This window comes from Microbacterium sp. CCNWLW134 (assembly GCF_037083565.1).
Lineage (GTDB): Bacteria > Actinomycetota > Actinomycetes > Actinomycetales > Microbacteriaceae > Microbacterium.
The window spans coordinates 300,074-317,677 of the sequence record NZ_JBAOJU010000002.1 but is presented as its reverse complement, the minus strand read 5'-3'; the positions used below and the strand labels follow the sequence as shown (position 1 = coordinate 317,677).

Here is a 17,604-nt window from a genome sequence, read left to right as displayed (position 1 = left end):
CGACGCACCATCATGACCGATACAACAACATCGGATGCCGCGGCGGCGCCGTCGGCGGGGGTCACCCCGTCGGCGGCGCCGGCCGGGGGTACCGGCATCAGCATCGACGGTCTGACCAAGACCTTCAACACCGGTCGCGGCCGCACCGTGACCGCCCTGCAGGACACGCACCTGCACACCGAGAAGGGCTCGTTCCTGGCGCTTCTCGGCCCCTCCGGATGCGGCAAGTCGACGATCCTGCGCATCCTCGCCGACCTCGAGACGCCGACGACCGGCGACGTCCGCGTCGACGGCAAGACCCCCGCGCAGCTGCGCCGCGACAGCGAGCTGGGGATCGCCTTCCAGGACCACGCGCTTCTCCCCTGGCGGAGCGTCTACGCCAACATCCGACTCGTCTTCGAAGTGGCCGGCCGCCGCGCCGACAGGGCCTACATCGACGAGCTCATCAACCTCGTCGGCCTCACCGGGTTCGAGAAGGCCAAACCCGCCCAGCTCTCCGGCGGCATGCGCCAACGCGTGTCGATCGCCCGCGCCCTCGCGCTCAAACCCTCGGTGCTGCTCCTCGACGAGCCCTTCGGCGCGCTCGACGACATGACCCGCCAGAACCTCAACCTCGAGCTGCTGCGCATCTGGACCGAGAAGCCCGCGACGACCCTCCTCGTCACCCACGGAATCTCCGAGGCGATCTTCCTCTCCGACCGCGTCGCGGTGATGTCGCCGCGTCCCGGGCGGATCAAGGAGATCATCGACGTCGACCTGCCGCATCCGCGCACGCCTGATCTGCAGCGCACGCCCGAGTTCCACGCCCTCGTCGACCGCGCGTCGGAATTGCTGTTCGGGGCCGACGGGCGCGCCGCGGCGGAAGCCTGATGCGCGTCCGCCGCATCCCCGGCTGGCTCGCCGGGCTGATCGGTGCCGCCGGGCTCCTCGCCGCGTGGTGGCTGTTCTCGGCGACCGTCTTCCAGCCGCCGCCTGGCACGACCTTCACCCCCGTGCCCTCGCCGTTCGTCGTGTTCCAGACCATCTGGACCGACGGCCTCGCCCCCTACATCGGCGTCTTCGAGGTGACGATCACCGAGGCGCTCATCGGATACGCCTGGGGCAACGGGCTGGCGCTCCTCGTCGCCTCGACCGTGCTGCTCCTCCCCCAGATCGAGACCGTCGTGGTGCAGATCGCGGTCGTGAGCTACTGCCTGCCGGTGGTCGCCGTCGGCGGCATCGCGATCGTCGTGCTCGGCGGCGCGCGGCGCGCGGGCGACCCGAGCGCGACGGCGATCTTCCTCGCCGCCCTCGCGGTGTTCTTCACCACCGTCGTCGGCGCGCTCCTCGGGTTCCGCTCGTCCGACCGCTCGAGCCTCGACGTCGTACGCGTCTACGGCGGATCGCGCTGGATGCAGCTGCGCAAGGTCCGGCTGATCGCCGCCCTTCCCGCCATCCTGAACGCCCTGCAGATCGCGGTGCCCTCCGCCTTCCTCGGCGCGATCCTCGGCGAGTACATGGGCGCCACCGACCGAGGCGTCGGCATCACCCTCATCCGTCTGCAGGGCGACCTCGACTCCGCGCGCGTGTGGGCGGTGTTCCTGCTGTCGGCGATCGTCGCGCTCGTCGGCTACGCCGTCGTCGGACTGCTCGCCCGCGCGGTCACGCCGTGGGTCTCGGGCAAGGCGGTGGCGGCATGACCGGCGCCGCGCGGGCCGTCGGCCGGTCGCTTCTCAACGCCCTCCTCACCCTCGTCATCGTCGTCGCGCTGTGGTGGGCGGTGGTGAATCTCACGGGGATCTCGCCGTACGTCGCCAAGGGTCCGGTGGATGTGTGGCAGTTCCTGTTCACGGATGAGGATGCTGCGCTGCACCGTGCCGAGATGGCCCCGCTCCTCGCGCAGACCCTCTCCGACGCCGCACTGGGCTTCGTCGTCGGCATGCTCGTCGCCGTCGTCCTCGCCATCGCGTTCTCGCTGTCGCGCTCGGTCGAGATGGGGGTCATGCCCCTCGCGCTGCTGCTGCGGAGCGTGCCGCTCGTGGCGATCGCGCCCGTGATCATCCTCATCACTGGGCGCGGCACCCCTGCCTCGGTGGCGGTCATCGGCTCGATCGTGGTGCTCTTCCCCGCGCTCGCGTCGGTGCTGTTCGGGCTGAGCCGCGCGTCGAAGGAGAGCCTCGACCTCGTCCACGTCTACGGCGGCGGGCGGGCGACACAGCTGCGGAAGGTCAATGTGCCGGGAGCCCTCCCGTCGCTGTTCGCGGCGGCGCGGGTGTCGGTGCCGGGCGCGGTGACCGGAGCGCTGCTGGCCGAATGGCTCTCGACGGGTCAGGGCATCGGCGGGATGATCCAGAAGTTCAGCGCCTCGGCGCGCTTCGACGAGCTGTGGGCCTCGGTCGCGCTCATCACCGTCATCACGCTCGTGCTCTACAACGTGGTGCAGGTGATCGAGAACGTCGTGCTCGCGCGGATGGGCATGCCGACCGGGTCGCGCTGACGCGCGGGGCGCGCAGAGTCGCCGCCTCGCGAGACCGACCTCCGCTGCCGAAACCCACCGCGCCGCGGTCGGTTTCGACGGCGCGGGTGGGTTTCGGCGCGCGGAGGGCGCGCCGCTGGATCAGAGCTGGAACTCGGGCCGCACTTCGGCGTCGCCGTCGGTCGGCATCGGAGGGTCCGCTCTGCTCGACGCATGGGAGCCTGGCGATACGGCGCAGTCATAAGGGTCGCTCGCGACCCGGTCTCGGTAGGCCTCATCGAGGCGAGGGCGGCACCGCCCGTGCTTCGGCGGCGGCGAGGGCCGCGCGTGCCCCTTCGGTGGGGGCGATGGCGACGAGTCCGCGGTAGAGCCGCACGAGGGTATCGACCTCGAGTTCTCCGGTGCGGGCTCGGTTGCAGTGCACCGCCTGGATGGCCGCTTCGAGCTGGAAGCGCCCCAGCGGGCGGCCGAGGTCGGACGCCCGCTGCAGGAGCGCGTCGCCCTCGGCGATCAGTGCGCGATCCCACAGCGCGGTGTCCTGCTCGTCGAGCGGCGGCCAGGGATCGCCGATGCGGGCCGCCGCGCGAGACTGGGCGAACGTCAGCAGCGCGGCGAGACCCCACGCCTCAGGTTCGTCGCCCAGCAGCGCGGCGGTGAGCACCGCGAGCCACCGTGCCTCGTCGGCGAGCGATTCGCGCGGCTCGTCGCCCTGATTCAGCCAGTCGATCGCATATGCGCCGTAGATCGCTTCGAGCACTGCGGGCAGACGCGCGGGCATGTCGTCGCGGCGCGGGATGCGGAACGGAATGCCGGCACCGCGGATGCGACGCTTCGCCCGCACGAGTCGCTGGGCCATCGTCGCGCTCGGAACCGCGAAGGCGGCGGCGATCTGCGACGCCTCGAACCCCAGCACCGTCTGCAGCATGAGGGGCGTGCGTGCGGCGGGATCGATCGCCGGATGCGCACACGCGAAGAGCAGTTCCAGTCGGCGGTCGGGGATGCCCTCGAGCCGCTCCAGCTCGTCGAGGGCATCGGCAGACGCCGGGTTGGCGAGGGCCGCCAGGCCGTCGTCGAGATCAGCAGAGGTTCGCCGAGCCGCAGAGCCGAGCGCGTCGCGCAGTCGGTTTCGCGCCACGGTGATCACCCACCCTTCCGGATTCGCAGGGACGCCGTCGCGGGGCCAGAGCCGCAAGGCTCGCTCGAAAGCATCGCCCAGGGCGTCCTCGGCGAGCGCGACGTCGCGTGTGTTCGACGCCACCACCGCCAGGACGCGTCCGTATGACACCCGCGCCGTGCGCTCGGCGACGGCCCTGGCGTCACTCTCCGCGGTCATCGGTAGTCGAACGCCTGCCACGCACCGTCGGCGAAATAGGTGCCCGACGGGCGCACCTCGACAGAGCCGTACTGCGCGGACGGCGCGCGACCCGCCCAGGCGATGGCGTCGTCGAGGTTGTCGACCTGGATGACGAACGTGCCTCCCAACTGTTCCTTCGTGTCGGCGAAGGGGCCGTCCTGCACCTGGAGTGCACCGTTCGCCGCCGTGACTGTTGTGGTGAGGCTGGACGGCTGCAGCACCTCGGCACTGATGAGAACACCCGCCGCATCGAGAGCCTTCGCGTAGTCGTCGAAGGCTCGCATCCCTTCGGCCAGCGCCTCGGCGCCGAGCTCGTCCGCGGTCATCTCGGGGTAGTGCAAGAGCAGTGCGTATCGCATGATGTCATCCTTTCGTGCGCCGGAGTCGGCGTCACTGGGGTGACGATCGAACGCGTCGCCGATCGACACTCCTCCGTGCGGAATCACCTACCCGTCGGCCTCCACCCCCGAGACCGACCTGCACTGTCGAAACCCGCTGCGCCGCGGTCGGTTTCGACAGCGGGGGTCGGTGTGGATGTGGGGAGCCTGTCGCTTCCGTCAGGTGACCGCGCGCGCGACCTCCGAACCCGTCTCCTCCGCGCTTCCGGTCATCCCGGCGGCCGGCGCAGGCGCGGCATCCTCCTCTGTTGATGCCGGAACCAGGATGCGGCGGGGATGCGCCGCCGAGCCTGAGACGACGTACTTCCGTCCGCGCCCGGTCGCGCTCGGGAGGGCCAGCCGCGGCGCGGCAGGCGACGCGGCGTCGACATCCGGGCTGGCGTCCGGCTCGTGGTCGACGCTGGGGAAGACGGGGTCGACGGCCGTCTGCGCCGAAAGCTCCGCGCCGGTCCTGCGCGGCGGGGCACCCTCGAGAGCTTCGCGCAGGATCCGCCGGGGGTCGTATTGGCGAAGATCCATGGTCTCCCAGCGAGCACGGTCGAGGGGAACCCCCAGGTCGCTCTCCGCCTGGGTGCGCGTGCTCTCGACGAAGGCGCGCAGTCCTCTCACTATCTCTCCCGCCCGGCGGGCGAGGTGCGGCAAGCGGTGCGGTCCGATAATCAGCGCGGCGAGGACGGCGACGACGAAGAGCTTCTCGAAGGTCAGGCCGAACACGGGGTCTCCTTGGGTCGGGCGCCTCAGACACCCGCGGGCGTGGCGACGGGGTCGGGAAGGCGGGCGGCGCTCGCGCGGCGGGTGGCGCGGCGGTCGTGAAGATGAGTGACGAGGAGCGCGCCGGCGAAGAGCGCCGCCATCGGCACGGCGATGAGGAACATCGACAGCACATCGGCCGAGGGGGTGACCAGGGCGCTGAAGACGACGATCGCGACCACGATGAGCCGCCAGCTGCGCAGGAGCGTGCGGGCTGACACCAGTCCGAGCGCGTTGAGCAGCACCATGAACACCGGCAGGGTGAAGGCGATGCTGGTGGCCACCACGATCTTCATCACGAAGTCGACGTAGTACGCGGCACTGAGGATCGTGCTGTCTTCGGCCGACGCGAAGCTCGCCAGCAGCTCCACCATGTGCGGGAACAGGATGAACCCCGTCACGCTTCCGGTGGCGAACAGCGCGAGCGCGGCGAAGGAGAACCCGACCGTGAGCCGACGTTCACGGCGTGTGAGGCCGGGCGAGACGAATCCGAACAGCTCGAAGATCCAGACCGGGCTCGACAGCACGACTCCTGCGAACAGGGCGATCTTCAGCTTGAGCTCGAACGCTCCGGTCACAGAGTCGTAGTTGAGGCTCGCGTCGCGCGACTCGGCGAGGACCTCGATCGGGGCGCGGAGCACCTCGATGACCTGGTCCGAGAAGATGAATCCGGCGATCACGCCGATCGTGAGCGCCACCGCCGCCCGGACGGCACGCCGACGGGCTTCGCGCACATGCGATCCGAGGGGCATGTCGCCTCGGGCGACGGTCGCGGCGGTCATGACGGGCGCACTCCTCCGGCGCCTGCCGTCGTCGGTACGGCGGGAGCGGGAGCGCGCGCCGGGTCGATCGGAACCGATGCCGCAACCGACGCGACGCCCGGCTGGGCGGGGGTATCGTCGGCGTTTTCGCGGACTTCGTCTTTCAGGATCCGCATCGACTGACCGACGCTCCGCGCGAGCGCCGGGAGTTTCGCGGCTCCGAAGATCAGCACGATGACGGCGAGGATGACGAGGGCGTGCCAGCCCGTGAGGTTCTGCAGCATGGGAGTTCCTTTCTCATGTGTCCAGTGGTCAGTTGCCAGGTAGTCAATTGCCAGGGGGTCAGTTGCCAGGGCCCCCGCCGGACGGCGGCTGACCGCCACCGGCCCCGCCGGCGCCGGCGCTGACGCCGGGGGCGGTGTCGGTGTCCACTCCGACGGCGAGGGTGCCGACATAGCCGGACGAGGTGTCGCCGCTGAACGTCCCCATCTGCAGCTCGGTGCCGTCGCTGAAGACGTTGTCGTTCGCAAGGCCTCCGATCTGCGCCAGGTTTTGGGCCGAGCCGGAGTAGGCGTCGAGTTGGTAGACGGCGTTGAGCATCTCCTCGGGGAACGCCACCTGGGATGTGGCGATGACGTTCGCGACATCGGTCGCTGATGCGATGTCGGGGTACACCTCGAAGTGGATGTGCGTCCAGCGGCCGGCGTAGCAGCCCGGCACGATCGTCTGGAACGTGGCCTCGCCGCGGGCGTCGACGACCTGGATGCCGCGGAGGAACGTCTCGTCCTCGACCCCCTCGGAGTACATCGAGTACAGCCCCTGCGCGTCGCAGTGCCACACGTAGACCGCGGCACCCTCGAACGGCACGTCGCCGCCGGCGATGTCGGTCACCGAGAACGTGAAGGTCAGGGGCACGCCTTCGGCGGTCGTACCGCCGTCGAGACTGGACCGGATGTCGCTGCGGACGATGCCCGACTCCTCGAGCACGTTCACGCCGTTCGAGCCGTCCGCCGGATAGGGGCCGTTGGTCTCCTCGGGGATCTCGCCTGCCGCCGTCGTCGTGGTCGTCGAGTTAGTCGCCTCGGTCGCCGTGGAGTCTGTCGTGGCGGTCGACGTCGCGCTGGTGGGTGAATCGGTGGTCGCCGCGCATGCGGCAAGCGTGGCCGCGCCGACGCCGAGTCCGACCAGGGTCAACACCCGTCGACGGCTGACCATGGTCGCAACATCGAATCCGGCGCCTTGGTCGACGACCTCGTCCTCCGGACGCGGCAGAACACGCCCCTCGTAGGTCGGGCCCTGCGGGGTGTCGTCAGGTTCGGGGGTATTGCTCACGGCGTCCTCCTCTGTCGTTGTGTTGCAGCAACACTGGAGGGCCCGAATTAGCGCGACGTTGGACGTACCTTTGCTCTTCCTATGTGGCCAGGCGATCGTCTGCGTGCGCAACGAAGAAGGGGATGACGGTCGGGCAACCTTGCTGCCAACCCTCGCGGCGATCGACCCGACGGCGAGCGACGCTGTCAGCGGTCTGGGAAATCGCCTTCGTAGTCCTGCCACATGCCGGCCAGATGCTGCATCGCCCACAACTGCTGGCTCTTGGTCACGCTTGTCTTGCCGGTGAAGTCCATGACGATGTAGTTCGACCGGAACCCGTCAGAAACTGTGCTCTCGTGCTCCTCGGCTGCCGCTCGGGATTCGAACCGGACGTAGAGCGCCTCGGCCGTGTCCCAGGCCTCAACGCACGGGATTGGTCCCCCGCAGACCGAGGAGGTGACGTTCTGAGGGTCAGTGGTCGGATCGGCAGCGTCAGGCTCGCTCTCCATCAAGTAGTCGAGGGTGAGCGTCCGCTGCGAATCGAATAGGGTTCGGCCAAGCCACCAGCCGCCGACGAGGACAAGTCCGGCAGCGATCACGGCCGCTGCGATCGCCGCAAGCTTCCACGCCTTCAGGGCTCTTGGTGTTGCGGACATGGTCGCGATCATCGCACGCGTCTGCTGTGTGAAGTACTCCTCGACCTCTGGCCCGGAGCCAAACCTCGATCGCGCACCGTATGGAAGCCAAGCCCGTGACTGCGCCAGCCGCAGGGACTTGCTGCGCTCCTGTCGAGCGGTTGGTTACCGAGCGGCGTACTCGCTGTCGGTGACGTGATCACCCCAGATCGCGCTGGGTTGTCCGGGCAGGGTGTCCCAGACGGCGAGGTGGCTCATGAAGCTGTGGGGTGCGGCTCCGTGCCAGTGCTCCTCGCCGGGAGGGCATAGGACGGTGTTTCCTGCGGACACCTCGCTGACGGCGCCGCCCCGCGACTGCACCAGGGCGACTCCTTCGAGGATGTGAAGCGTCTGGCCTCCCGGATGCGAGTGCCACGCGGTGCGGGCGCTGGGCGCGAATCGGACGATGGCGGCGTTCGCCTGTTGTCCCGGAGCCGATGGCGCGGCGACAGGGTCGAGCCAGACCTCTCCGGTGAACCACTCGGGCGGGTTGTTGGCGGTCGCGTGGCGGGTCATGCGCATGATGGCTCCTTCCGTCGGTCGTGGTCGTGCAGTCAGAGGGTGAGCAGCACCTTGGTGGCGCGGCGTTCGTCCATCGCTGCGTACCCGTCCGCGGCCTGCTCGATCGGCAGCGTCAGGTCGAAGACATCGCCGGGGGTGATCTGCCCATCCCAGATCAGCTGGATGAGCTCCGGCAAGAAGCGCCGTACGGGGGCGGGGCCTCCGTGGAGGTTCACGCTGGAGAAGAACAGCTCGAGCCCGTCGAGCGACACGTCGTGCGAGACGCCGACGAAGCCGACATGTCCGCCGGGACGGGTGGCGCGGATCGCCTGTTCCATCGCCTCCTGGGTGCCGACCGCCTCGATGACGCCGTGCGCGCCGAGACCGTTCGTAAGTTCCCTGATCTTCGCGACGCCTTCGTCGCCTCGTTCCTCGACGATGTCGGTCGCGCCGAACAGGCGCGCCAGCGCCTGCCGGTCGGTGTGCCGTGACATCGCGATGACCCGCTCCGCTCCCAGCTGCCTCGCGGCCAGGACGCCGAGGAGGCCGACCGCGCCGTCGCCGACGACGGCGATCGTTTTGCCTGGGCCCGCTTGAGCGGCGACGGCGGCGAACCATCCTGTGCCGAGCACATCGGATGCCGCCAGCAGGGACGGCACCAGCTCGGCGCTCGGCTCGCCCGGCGTGGGTACGAGGGTGCCGTCGGCGAGTGGGATGAGCGCGTAATCGGCCTGCGTGCCGATCGCCCCCATCATCACTTGGTGCACGCAGCGCGACTGATAGCCGGCGCGGCAGATCTCGCACGTGTTGTCTGAGGCGACGAAGGAACCGACGACGTAATCACCGGGCTTGACGTTCTTCACCTCGTGGCCGATCTTTTCGACGATCCCGATGTATTCGTGCCCCATGGGCTGCGGGGTCTGGTGCAGCGGCTCGAGTCCCCGATACGGCCATAGGTCGGAGCCGCAGATGCAGGTCGCCGTGACGCGGATGACGGCATCCGTCGCCCGCTCGATCTCCGGCATCTCGCGCTCTTCGACCCGCACATCCTTCGGGCCGTACAAATCACTCCACGCATCGCGTTCTCCTGACTGAGGAATCTTGGCGTGCCGGCAGGTCCCGCCGCCAGGCACCATCTCAGGGAACGCGATGTCGGCCGCGACGGGGAGTGCCTGGTGAAAGGTGTACGGACAGTGCACCCCACACCTCGCGCCGGGCGACTTACGCTCGACGACATGGACAACAGGGCCGAGGTGCGGGAGTTCCTCACCACCCGCCGTGCGCGCGTCACCCCCGAAGCGGCCGGCCTGCCAGCGGGCGTCGGCATTCGGAAGGTGCCGGGACTGCGCCGCACCGAGGTGGCGATGATCGCCGGAGTGAGCGTGGAGTACTACGCGAAGCTGGAACGCGGCGACATAGCCGGTGCTTCGGCGTCCGTCCTCGATGCGATCAGCCGGGCGCTGCAGCTAGACGACACCGAGCGTGCACACCTCGTCGACCTCGCGAGGGCGGCGGACGGCATCCCGCTCTCCGGCCGTCACCGGCGCAAGGCACCGAAGCAGTCCGCGTCTCGACCGAGCCTGCGATGGGCGCTCGAGGCCATCACCGATGGCATCGCGTTCGTCCGCGACTCGCGCCAGGATCTCCTGGCCACCAACAGTCTCGGCCGCGCGTTCTACTCACCCGTCATCGGCGATGGCGGCAGGACACCGAACCTCGCCAGGTTCCAGTTCCTCGACCCGGCATCCCGCACGTTCTACCCCGATTGGGACCTCTTCGCCCAGATGTGCGTCGCCATCATGCGCGCCGAGGCCGGACGCGACCCCCACGACCGCGGGCTGCAAGACCTCGTCGGCGAGCTGTGCACCCGGAGCGACACGTTCCGCACCCTGTGGGGCGCACACGACGTACGCACCCACGGCACCGGCACCAAGCGCTTCCATCACCCCGTCGTCGGCGAACTCGTCCTGTCCTACGAAGAACTCGCCATCACCGCCGAACCGGGACTCATCCTCATGGTCTATACCGCCGAGCCCGGATCACCCTCAGCGGAACGGCTCCGACTGCTCGCGTCATGGGCTGCCCAGCACCCCGCCGACAACACAGCCACGCCCGCCTAGCGCGTACCGCGTTCCACCGCATCCTCCCGGAGCAACACATGACACTCACCGAACTGCTCGACGCGCTCAACGCCGGACACACGATCACCGGGAACTCGCCCTTGCACCACGTCATGCACGAGACCAGCCAGGACGCGCTCCGGGTCACGGGCGAGCTCAACGGCGGGTACCACCCGCCCGCACGGGTTCGAGAATTGATCGCCGAGCTGGTCGGCGGGGCTGTCGACGAGTCCGTCACCGTCTTCCCGCCGTTCCACGCCGACTTCGGCAAGAACATCACCATCGGCAAGCGGGTCTTCATCAACTCCGGGTGCAAGTTCCAGGATCAGGGCGGCATCACGATCGGCGACGACTGCCTCATCGGCCACAACACCGTCCTCGCCACCCTCAACCATGACCTGGAACCATCCCGTCGCGCAGACCTCCACCCCGCACCGATCCGCATCGGACGCAACGTCTGGATTGGCGCCAACGCGACCATCCTGCCCGGCGTCACGATCGGCGACAACGCCGTGGTCGCCGCCGCAGCCGTCGTCACCAAAGACGTCCCCGCCGACACCGTCGTCGTCGGCTCCCCCGCACGAGCCGTTCGCGCCGTCACAGGCTGAACGCCCGCGCCACAGTGCACGCGTCAACGAGCTGATGGCTGTGTCAGGGTTGTGGATATGGACACGCGCGCAGGCATGTGGGGGTCACACCTCCTCGCGACGGTTCGCGACACGGAGTTCGCGGTGTCACTCCGCTCACGCCTGATGTGGGATCGCGAACCCGTCCTTCTTCTCCCGAGCGCCGAGCACATCGCCGACCTGCCCTGGGTTGCCGAGCTCGTCGACGAGAACCGCCGCATCACTGTCGAGCATGCGTCGATGACCCGCCTTCGGCGGGTGGACGCGTACTGCTGGTACGCGGGTGAGGGGCCGTTCAGCGTCGAGTTCTTCGGCCCGGATCGAGACCGGATCCGCGAACCTCGAGCCTTCGACTCGGGCGAGGCTGATCTCGCCTACGGCGGCCCGCCGGAGTCGGACGCACGGGTCGCCGCGCTACCCGGTCTCACGAACAACCCCTGGCTTGGCCGTGTCGTGGGGCGCGTGCCTACGGCCGAGATCACCGACTACCAGCAGGCGTTCGTTGAACTGGATGTCACGCAGTGGCCGATCCCGATCGTGAAGGCGAAGGTGCCCGGGCGCGGGTAGCCTCGGCGCGCAACTCTCGAGGCAGGCCGATCGCTTCCAATCGACGCACGCGTGCGAAGGGGCTTCCAGGACAGCGCGATATCTGCTCGCCTCAGACGCGATTGCCGGACAGAGGTGAGCCCAGTGCAGCCCGACTCGATGCGGAGGTAGCGAGCAGGTCGAAAGGCTTGTGCCCGAGCTGACTTCACTCGCTCGGTGGCTGCGCTGAAAGGATCTGCTAGCGGCCGGTCGGGTGTCGTCGGCCCAAGATGAATCCCGCGATGACGCCGAACCCGATGAGACCCGCGATCGCGATCGCGGCTCCGGTCGCGGTGAGCGGCGTCAACACCACGAGCGAACTGGGGAAGAAGGCCGCGCCGGAAATCGGCTGGTAGGCGAACCACCCGAATGACGCTGTGCCAGCAGAGCTCCCCGTGATGTACAAGATGACGCCACCGAGCACGAGCACTCCTGCGATGATTGCGGCGATCACGAGGCCGACCGGCATTCGACGCATGCCGCCCACGATACAGACGGTCGCGGTTCGGGCTTCGATGCAGAACGAAGGCTCGAGAGCGGATTCGCGTCCGTGCGCTCAATGCGTGAGGCTCGGGTACCTCGCGCGGCTGGCAGCCTCAACGGCGCTGATTCATCTCAATGGCGGAGCGGATGCGTGCCCGGGACGACACCCTCAAGCCTGCAACACCCGAAGCGATTCCAACAAGCCCACCGAGCACCGCAATAGTCGGCCACAGCCGAACGATAGAGAGCGGCGTTTCGCCGGTGGAGGTCGCGACGTAGGAGCACTGTGCGCCGAAAGGCAGCACGGAGACTGTCTCGCCCGTCGCGGTGATGCCCTCTTGATACTTCGCCACGAATTCAGCTGGCGGCGTGATGTTGTGCACGCATGCTGAAGCGTCTCTGCTCGCCAACGGCATGAGCGCTCCGGCGATACCGACAACGATGAGCACACTACCAAGCAGCAGGGCATAGACCGAAACGTTGGTACGCCACGCCTGGGTGCGCTGCCCGGAGCGACCATGCATCACATCAGTATCGCGCCAGCCCCGATCGCGTCATCTATTGGCGAGGAGTGCGCGGAAGGACTGCGGTGCGCGCCTTCCTTGCAGGTGGGATGGGACGGAATCCATACTCAGCGGGTGAGCGATAAGGGAGATGTGTACGACGGGGCCCGTCGACGAGTAGCCCTTGACGCTGAAGTCAAGAGACGTGAGCGAGACGGTTGGGAGGTCTTGGACAGGTCACGCTTCGAGGTCACGATGATTCACGATGTTCGGCCACCGTGGTGGCAGATGCTCCTGACGCTGGTGCTGGGTGTGTTCGGCGCAGTGGCTGTTGTGTCCGCGGAGCGCTACCTGCGCATCGAGTCGCGGAGCGGCGGCCTACTGCATCGCCATACGACCGGTGAAGTCCCTCGCGGGTGGCCTCGCAGACGGCCATGGGAAGTCCCTGACGGAACAGTTGTCGAACCGCCGGGTCAATATCGTTGGGCCCATTCGGCCGACCCGACCCAATCCTGACCGCGACATGACGTGTATCCCGTGGGCTGGTCCCTACTGCAGATCGCCCTGAACATCCGCGGGAACTCTCGGCCCCTTTGCGCCGAGGATCGCGTCAAGCGGCCTGGAGCTCCGTCAGGCGGGGGGCGAAGGAGCGACAGTCAGCACGATGAGCGGGCTGTGCGCGATCATTTCCTCGACATCGTCTCTGCGCCAGCGTCGTGCGGCGGCCTCGATGAGCGGCCGTGCTTCGTGTGGATCGGTGATCACGCGTGCCCTGGCAGGAATGTCGACCTCGATTCCCTGCTTCAGATGCACGATGACATCGGGGTCTGCGGTGATATTGCGTATCCAGTCCCTGGTGCGGTCTCGACGGGGCATCCCGGTGATGAACAGCACGCCGTCCTCGTCGTGGAGGAAGATCTCGATGCGGCGCGGCAGACCGCTACGGCGACCGGTCGTCGTCAGGTCGATGATCTGACTTCGGTGCAGGGCCTCGATGACGTCGTTGTTCACACCTGTTGAAGCAATCTCGCTGCTGCAGACATTCCAAGCGATCGGTGAAACTCTCCGCGCGCGGAGCTTGGTGCCGCGAATCTTTGGCTAGGCCGACCCGGCCGCCGCATTCACCTCCGGCGCCGACCTCCGCGTCACCGGGGGCAGGTGAGCCCGCAGGGCTGTTCACCGGCCTTCACATCGCCCGGCCGAGATCGCTCAGCCACCTGGTCGGGATTGCACATCCGCGCGGGCGACGTCCGCGACCTCTTCCTCAGGTCGCGGCGCGACGTTCTCGTCGACCTCGATCTCCGGAACGCCCGCTTCCCCGGCGAAAGGTATGTGTGGCTCAGCGTCGTTGCGCTCGGACTGCATCGGCACGATCAACCGATCGATGAGTTCGAAGGTGTCGTAGGGCTGGTTGAAGTCGCCGAAGTGGCCTTCGTCGCGCACGATCTGGGTGCCGCCGAGGTTGTCGAACATCAGCCGGCCTTGCGTGGCATCGCACCCGTACGGGTCGGTGATCGAGTTGATGAAGTACATCTCTCCGCCGTTTGCGCGGATCCGGTCCCAGTCGTAGACATCCTGCAGCACCGGCTCGTCGGAGTTGTTGGGTCTGGTCGCGTAGCCCGCGACCAGGATCGTTTGAGCCACCGGAGCCTGCAGGTGCTCCAGCACTGCGAGTAGAAGTGCGGCGCCGCCGGAGTGGCCCACCAGCACGGTGTCCGCGTCGAACAGACGACCGTCGAGCACCTTCGGCAGGAACGTGGAGATCGGCTCGACGTTCAGACTCGGGTAGTACGGGCGTTCCACCTGATAGCCGCGCGCGGTCAGCTGCCGATCCAGCCACGGGTACCAGAGCACGTCCGGATTGCCGCCCGTGCCATGCATGATGACCGCATTCTTGCTCATCGATCGATGCTAGTGGCCGACGATCCTCCCGCTGCAGAGCTGGCCGACTCCGGATCGGTCCCTGCCCAGACCGCTGCGCGGGCATCGCCTGCGTGAGATCGATAGAGGATGCGTATGCCCTCGGTGCCCTTTTGGCAACGGCCCCGGCGGGCGCTCCCCGCCACCTTACGTTGGACCCATGCTGCACTCGACCCGGCAAGGCTCCGGCAAACCACTGCTCCTGGTTCATGGGCTCGGTTCCAGTAGCGGCAACTGGGCCCCGATCATGCCGGCACTGGCAGCAGAACGCGAGGTGATCGCCGTCGACCTCCCTGGGTGCGGAAAGTCCGCGCCGCTGAGCGGGGAAACCACGATCGCCACGCTGACCGATGCTGTCGAAGCCTTCGTCCGCGACGCGGAGTTGGGTGATATCGATGTGGTCGGCAGCTCCATGGGCGCACGAATGGCGATGGAGATGGCGCGTCGCGGGCATGCGGGCACGACCGTCGCACTGGCGCCTGGTGGGTTCTGGAACGACCGCCAGGCTGCGATCTTCGGGGCGAGTATCAAGGCCTCTGTCGCTCTGGTGCGCCGGATACAACCGGCGCTTCCCTTCCTCACGGGCAACCGCGTGGGCCGTACAGCCCTGCTGTTGCAGTTCTCCGCTCATCCCTGGAAGCTGCCGCAGGATCTGGTGCTGCACGAGCTCCGGGGATTCAAGACATCACGCAGCCTCGATCCCGCTCTCGACGCCCTCATTCACGGGCCTCGCCAGGCAGGCGCGCCGGCCGGTTCGCTCGAGGGCAGGATGATCATCGGATGGGGGCGGAAGGACAGAGTCACCGTTCCGAGCGAGGCAGCGCGCGCGACGGAGTTGTTCCCGGATGCCACGCTGCACTGGTTCGAGAACTGCGGTCACTTCCCACACTGGGACCAGCCAGCGGAAACGACCCGCCTGGTGCTCGACAGCACCGTCTGAGCTGCGGCTGAGCGACGACGCGAAGCCGGTTCGGCGTGGGCTCAGCGATCGACGTGTGCTTCGGCTACGCGGATGCGGCCGGGCGAGGATCGTCCTCCTCGCGCAGCCGCGGCTCGACGCGCAGAGCCGGACGCATACCCGACTTGTCCGCGTAGAACGCGCGGATGGCGTCCATGTCCGCGCCGACGTCACCGGTGAGTGAGAGTGTCGGCCCGAGCCCAGTGGTCATGGTGGTGCGGTCGACGTAGCCGAGCGTGACCGGAAGGCCCGCCTCGCGGGCGATTCGGTAGAAGCCCGATTTCCAGTGGGCGACGCCACCCCGGGTTCCTTCCGGCGTGACCACGAGGCCGAACACATCGCCGTTCCGAATGCGGCTGACGAGCGCGTCGACCACACCGGCGGGGTTCGACCGGTCGACCGGGATGCCGCCGATCGCACGCATGATCGGGCCCCGCCAGCCACGGAAGAGGCTCTCTTTCCCCAACCAGCGGAAGCGCATCTTCAGGCGCCATGCGATCCCCAGCATGAGCACGAAGTCCCAGTTGGAGGTATGCGGTGCCCCCAGGACCACGGTGGGCCGGGCGGGTGCCGGCTCGGTGACGAGAGTCCATCTGCTGAACGCCCAATAGATGCGGGCGATGAGACGGAGCATCCGGCAACCCTAACGCCCCGACGGTCACCTCGGCGCGTCGGGTGGCAGGTCTCCGCGAGTGATGACGTCAGCGCCGGGCTCACCCGTCAGTCGCCACCAGCTCGGTCCGGACTTGTAGGCGTCATACGGCACCCACTGATCGCCCTGGAGGATGAAGTCACGACCGTTCGTCAGCCGGAAGTAGTGATCTGTGGATGCGACGGAGTGCCGCCAATACTGAACTCCGTCGTCGCTCGCTGGCGCATCGGGTCGAGACGAGTCTGCAGCCGACGCGGCCGCACGCGCTGGGTCGGGTTCGGCACCGCCACTCGCCGGGTGCCCTCCGGCTGACTCGAAGACCCCGGGGTAGGTGGATCGGATGGCCTCGGGCGGCACGACGACGGCCGCGCGTTCCGTCATCAACCACAGGGCCCCGCATACCGCGCAGCGGTACAGCTCGCTACGATCCCCGACGTTCTCCGCGAGAAAGCGCGGCCGCTCGGCAGTCTCCCACTGCCGACGACAGACCGCGCACCCCTGCGAATCCCAGGGGGATGCTGCGTTCGACGCCTCGCTCACTCAGGGTTCCCCTCTTCGTCGACGCGACTCTACCGAGGTCGGGACGGCCGGTGCCTCCGGCAGACGCGAGGTGATGATCGCGGATGCCGCACGCCGGGCTCACACCTGACGGGCCGGGATCTGACCGCGACGCCGTGATGGAATGAAGCCGTGGAGATCGCTTCCTACGATGACAGGGCTGCAATCGCTCGTGCCGTCGCGCTCATCCAGTCGGGTGAGGTCGTCGGCGCTCACTTCGGCACGGTGTTCGGGCTCCTCGTCGATGGAGCTCACGACGGTGTCGCCGAGCGGATCATGGCGATCAAGGGCGCGGCTCGGGGATTCAAGCCGCTCGGGATCTGCGTCGGCGCTCGAGAATTCGTCGACCTCATCGACGCGACATCCCTGTCTCCCGACGTGCGGGGGCTCCTCGAGAGCCCATGGTTCGCCGCCGAGCTCGCTTGCATAATCGCCGTTCGGGCACCGGCTCACCCCGCGAACGAGATTCCCGCCCACCTCGTTTCCGACCGGGATGGCCGGCCGTGGGTGCAGGTGTTCGATCCGCGGAGGATGCCGGGAACCTTCGTTTTCATCGAGGCACTGTGGCAAGCCGGGGTCCACTGGGTCGCTGCGACATCCATGAACGAGGCAGGCGCGACGGAGATCGTCGACATCGAGGATGCCGCTGACTTCGCCCGCCGGCGCGGACTGCCGCTGCTGTTCGAATCGCCCGCTCGGCACGCCGCTTCGGGATCCCTCCCGATCCTCGAGCTCAATGCGAAAGGACTCACGCTCGACCGCGAGGGCATCATCGCGGCGGCGGATCTGCAGCAGGCCGCCGGGCTGCCCATCGACGCGAGCGCACCGACACCCCCGCATTTCCCGCCCCTGCCGGTGCCACCCGGAAAGCTCGACGGCCTCGCGCCCGCCGCGGCGACGCGCATTCTTCTGGATCTGCTCTATCCCGACGCGGCATAGCGCTCCACGCGGACCGGAGGATGAGGTCGGACGGATCGAATGCTTCGAGGGTCCGC

General features: G+C 68.1%; 22 protein-coding genes and 1 pseudogene. 8 read left to right on the top strand and 15 right to left on the bottom strand.

Annotated elements, in window-relative coordinates; genetic code table 11:
- Positions 1-12 precede the first annotated feature (12 nt).
- The 3 genes from V6S02_RS12100 to V6S02_RS12090 are packed head-to-tail and all read left to right on the top strand — an operon-like array spanning position 13 to position 2,476.
- The gene (locus tag V6S02_RS12100) at positions 13-870 is read left to right on the top strand and encodes an ABC transporter ATP-binding protein (protein WP_336401062.1); all 858 of its coding nucleotides are present in this window, start codon (positions 13-15) and stop codon (positions 868-870) included.
- Positions 870-1,679 carry an ABC transporter permease gene (locus V6S02_RS12095; RefSeq protein WP_336401061.1) on the top strand — a complete coding sequence of 270 codons (810 nt, stop codon included), beginning with the start codon at positions 870-872 and terminating at the stop codon, positions 1,677-1,679. The genes V6S02_RS12100 and V6S02_RS12095 overlap by 1 nt, the downstream gene beginning before the upstream one ends.
- Complete coding sequence (locus V6S02_RS12090; RefSeq protein ID WP_141935976.1) at positions 1,676-2,476, top strand: ABC transporter permease; 801 nt, start codon at positions 1,676-1,678, stop codon at positions 2,474-2,476. Before V6S02_RS12095 ends, V6S02_RS12090 begins: the two co-directional genes overlap by 4 nt.
- A 253-nt stretch (positions 2,477-2,729) precedes the next feature.
- Here the strand turns inward: V6S02_RS12090 and V6S02_RS12085 are convergent, their stop codons facing one another.
- From V6S02_RS12085 to V6S02_RS12045, 9 genes and pseudogenes are all read right to left on the bottom strand, one after another.
- Positions 2,730-3,788, bottom strand: a complete 1,059-nt coding sequence (locus V6S02_RS12085) for an RNA polymerase sigma factor (protein ID WP_336401060.1) — start codon at positions 3,786-3,788, stop codon at positions 2,730-2,732.
- Entirely contained in the window at positions 3,785-4,168 is a 384-nt protein-coding gene (locus tag V6S02_RS12080) for a YciI family protein (protein WP_124292116.1), read from the bottom strand. Before V6S02_RS12080 ends, V6S02_RS12085 begins: the two co-directional genes overlap by 4 nt.
- 198 nt (positions 4,169-4,366) lie before the next feature.
- Positions 4,367-4,921: a twin-arginine translocase TatA/TatE family subunit gene (locus tag V6S02_RS12075; RefSeq protein WP_336401059.1), complete on the bottom strand. Its 555-nt coding sequence runs from the start codon at positions 4,919-4,921 to the stop codon at positions 4,367-4,369.
- Between the two features lie 23 nt (positions 4,922-4,944).
- Entirely contained in the window at positions 4,945-5,739 is a 795-nt protein-coding gene (gene tatC, locus V6S02_RS12070; protein WP_336401058.1) for a twin-arginine translocase subunit TatC, read from the bottom strand.
- Positions 5,736-6,002: a twin-arginine translocase TatA/TatE family subunit gene (gene tatA, locus V6S02_RS12065; RefSeq protein ID WP_336401057.1), complete on the bottom strand. Its 267-nt coding sequence runs from the start codon at positions 6,000-6,002 to the stop codon at positions 5,736-5,738. Before tatA ends, tatC begins: the two co-directional genes overlap by 4 nt.
- Positions 6,003-6,060: 58 nt before the next feature.
- Complete coding sequence (locus V6S02_RS12060; protein ID WP_336401056.1) at positions 6,061-7,050, bottom strand: intradiol ring-cleavage dioxygenase; 990 nt, start codon at positions 7,048-7,050, stop codon at positions 6,061-6,063.
- 185 nt (positions 7,051-7,235) lie between these two features.
- Positions 7,236-7,697 carry a hypothetical protein gene (locus V6S02_RS12055; protein WP_336401055.1) on the bottom strand — a complete coding sequence of 154 codons (462 nt, stop codon included), beginning with the start codon at positions 7,695-7,697 and terminating at the stop codon, positions 7,236-7,238.
- Between the two features lie 132 nt (positions 7,698-7,829).
- Complete coding sequence (locus V6S02_RS12050) at positions 7,830-8,225, bottom strand: (R)-mandelonitrile lyase (protein WP_336401054.1); 396 nt, start codon at positions 8,223-8,225, stop codon at positions 7,830-7,832.
- 32 nt (positions 8,226-8,257) lie between these two features.
- Positions 8,258-9,282 (bottom strand): annotated as a pseudogene (locus tag V6S02_RS12045) (zinc-dependent alcohol dehydrogenase family protein).
- Between the two features lie 157 nt (positions 9,283-9,439).
- Here V6S02_RS12045 and V6S02_RS12040 point away from each other — a divergent pair.
- From V6S02_RS12040 to V6S02_RS12030, 3 genes are read left to right on the top strand one after another with little or no spacing between them, the layout of a single operon-like run.
- Positions 9,440-10,324: a helix-turn-helix domain-containing protein gene (locus tag V6S02_RS12040; RefSeq protein WP_336401052.1), complete on the top strand. Its 885-nt coding sequence runs from the start codon at positions 9,440-9,442 to the stop codon at positions 10,322-10,324.
- Positions 10,325-10,362: 38 nt separating this feature from the next.
- A complete protein-coding gene (locus V6S02_RS12035; protein ID WP_336401051.1) occupies positions 10,363-10,932 on the top strand; it encodes a DapH/DapD/GlmU-related protein in 570 nt (189 codons plus the stop codon).
- A 57-nt stretch (positions 10,933-10,989) separates the two neighbouring features.
- Complete coding sequence (locus tag V6S02_RS12030; RefSeq protein ID WP_336401050.1) at positions 10,990-11,517, top strand: hypothetical protein; 528 nt, start codon at positions 10,990-10,992, stop codon at positions 11,515-11,517.
- A 217-nt stretch (positions 11,518-11,734) separates the two neighbouring features.
- Here V6S02_RS12030 and V6S02_RS12025 read toward each other — a convergent pair whose 3' ends face one another.
- The 4 genes from V6S02_RS12025 to V6S02_RS12010 form a co-directional block, all read right to left on the bottom strand.
- On the bottom strand, positions 11,735-12,013 hold the full coding sequence (locus V6S02_RS12025; protein WP_336401049.1) for a hypothetical protein: 279 nt from the start codon (positions 12,011-12,013) through the stop codon (positions 11,735-11,737).
- Between the two features lie 118 nt (positions 12,014-12,131).
- Entirely contained in the window at positions 12,132-12,542 is a 411-nt protein-coding gene (locus V6S02_RS12020) for a hypothetical protein (protein WP_336401048.1), read from the bottom strand.
- 609 nt (positions 12,543-13,151) lie between these two features.
- Positions 13,152-13,532 (bottom strand): nitroreductase family deazaflavin-dependent oxidoreductase, encoded by a 381-nt coding sequence (locus V6S02_RS12015; protein ID WP_336401047.1) that lies wholly within the window; start codon positions 13,530-13,532, stop codon positions 13,152-13,154.
- A 198-nt stretch (positions 13,533-13,730) separates the two neighbouring features.
- Positions 13,731-14,423, bottom strand: a complete 693-nt coding sequence (locus V6S02_RS12010) for an alpha/beta hydrolase (RefSeq protein ID WP_336401046.1) — start codon at positions 14,421-14,423, stop codon at positions 13,731-13,733.
- 178 nt (positions 14,424-14,601) lie between these two features.
- Between V6S02_RS12010 and V6S02_RS12005 the strand changes: the two genes are divergently transcribed.
- Positions 14,602-15,381, top strand: coding sequence for an alpha/beta fold hydrolase (locus V6S02_RS12005; RefSeq protein ID WP_336401045.1), 780 nt, complete (start codon positions 14,602-14,604; stop codon positions 15,379-15,381).
- A gap of 64 nt (positions 15,382-15,445) precedes the next feature.
- Here the strand turns inward: V6S02_RS12005 and V6S02_RS12000 are convergent, their stop codons facing one another.
- Positions 15,446-16,033 (bottom strand): 1-acyl-sn-glycerol-3-phosphate acyltransferase, encoded by a 588-nt coding sequence (locus V6S02_RS12000; protein ID WP_336401044.1) that lies wholly within the window; start codon positions 16,031-16,033, stop codon positions 15,446-15,448.
- A 24-nt stretch (positions 16,034-16,057) separates the two neighbouring features.
- The gene (locus tag V6S02_RS11995; RefSeq protein ID WP_336401043.1) at positions 16,058-16,432 is read right to left on the bottom strand and encodes a hypothetical protein; all 375 of its coding nucleotides are present in this window, start codon (positions 16,430-16,432) and stop codon (positions 16,058-16,060) included.
- Between the two features lie 309 nt (positions 16,433-16,741).
- On the opposite strand from V6S02_RS11995, the gene V6S02_RS11990 reads away from it, so the two are divergent.
- Complete coding sequence (locus V6S02_RS11990; RefSeq protein ID WP_336401042.1) at positions 16,742-17,548, top strand: hypothetical protein; 807 nt, start codon at positions 16,742-16,744, stop codon at positions 17,546-17,548.
- Positions 17,549-17,604: the final 56 nt, after the last annotated feature.

What these genes read in the sequence shown, in the direction of transcription:
- V6S02_RS12100 (WP_336401062.1), top strand. Translation starts at nt 13, where the DNA reads ATGACCGATACAACAACATCGGATGCCGCGGCGGCGCCGTCGGCGGGG.
- V6S02_RS12095 (WP_336401061.1), top strand. Translation starts at nt 870, where the DNA reads ATGCGCGTCCGCCGCATCCCCGGCTGGCTCGCCGGGCTGATCGGTGCC.
- V6S02_RS12090 (WP_141935976.1), top strand. Translation starts at nt 1,676, where the DNA reads ATGACCGGCGCCGCGCGGGCCGTCGGCCGGTCGCTTCTCAACGCCCTC.
- V6S02_RS12085 (WP_336401060.1), bottom strand. Translation starts at nt 3,788, where the DNA reads ATGACCGCGGAGAGTGACGCCAGGGCCGTCGCCGAGCGCACGGCGCGG.
- V6S02_RS12080 (WP_124292116.1), bottom strand. Translation starts at nt 4,168, where the DNA reads ATGCGATACGCACTGCTCTTGCACTACCCCGAGATGACCGCGGACGAG.
- tatC (WP_336401058.1), bottom strand. Translation starts at nt 5,739, where the DNA reads ATGACCGCCGCGACCGTCGCCCGAGGCGACATGCCCCTCGGATCGCAT.
- tatA (WP_336401057.1), bottom strand. Translation starts at nt 6,002, where the DNA reads ATGCTGCAGAACCTCACGGGCTGGCACGCCCTCGTCATCCTCGCCGTC.
- V6S02_RS12055 (WP_336401055.1), bottom strand. Translation starts at nt 7,697, where the DNA reads ATGATCGCGACCATGTCCGCAACACCAAGAGCCCTGAAGGCGTGGAAG.
- V6S02_RS12050 (WP_336401054.1), bottom strand. Translation starts at nt 8,225, where the DNA reads ATGCGCATGACCCGCCACGCGACCGCCAACAACCCGCCCGAGTGGTTC.
- V6S02_RS12040 (WP_336401052.1), top strand. Translation starts at nt 9,440, where the DNA reads ATGGACAACAGGGCCGAGGTGCGGGAGTTCCTCACCACCCGCCGTGCG.
- V6S02_RS12035 (WP_336401051.1), top strand. Translation starts at nt 10,363, where the DNA reads ATGACACTCACCGAACTGCTCGACGCGCTCAACGCCGGACACACGATC.
- V6S02_RS12030 (WP_336401050.1), top strand. Translation starts at nt 10,990, where the DNA reads ATGGACACGCGCGCAGGCATGTGGGGGTCACACCTCCTCGCGACGGTT.
- V6S02_RS12025 (WP_336401049.1), bottom strand. Translation starts at nt 12,013, where the DNA reads ATGCGTCGAATGCCGGTCGGCCTCGTGATCGCCGCAATCATCGCAGGA.
- V6S02_RS12020 (WP_336401048.1), bottom strand. Translation starts at nt 12,542, where the DNA reads ATGCATGGTCGCTCCGGGCAGCGCACCCAGGCGTGGCGTACCAACGTT.
- V6S02_RS12010 (WP_336401046.1), bottom strand. Translation starts at nt 14,423, where the DNA reads ATGAGCAAGAATGCGGTCATCATGCATGGCACGGGCGGCAATCCGGAC.
- V6S02_RS12005 (WP_336401045.1), top strand. Translation starts at nt 14,602, where the DNA reads ATGCTGCACTCGACCCGGCAAGGCTCCGGCAAACCACTGCTCCTGGTT.
- V6S02_RS12000 (WP_336401044.1), bottom strand. Translation starts at nt 16,033, where the DNA reads ATGCTCCGTCTCATCGCCCGCATCTATTGGGCGTTCAGCAGATGGACT.
- V6S02_RS11995 (WP_336401043.1), bottom strand. Translation starts at nt 16,432, where the DNA reads ATGACGGAACGCGCGGCCGTCGTCGTGCCGCCCGAGGCCATCCGATCC.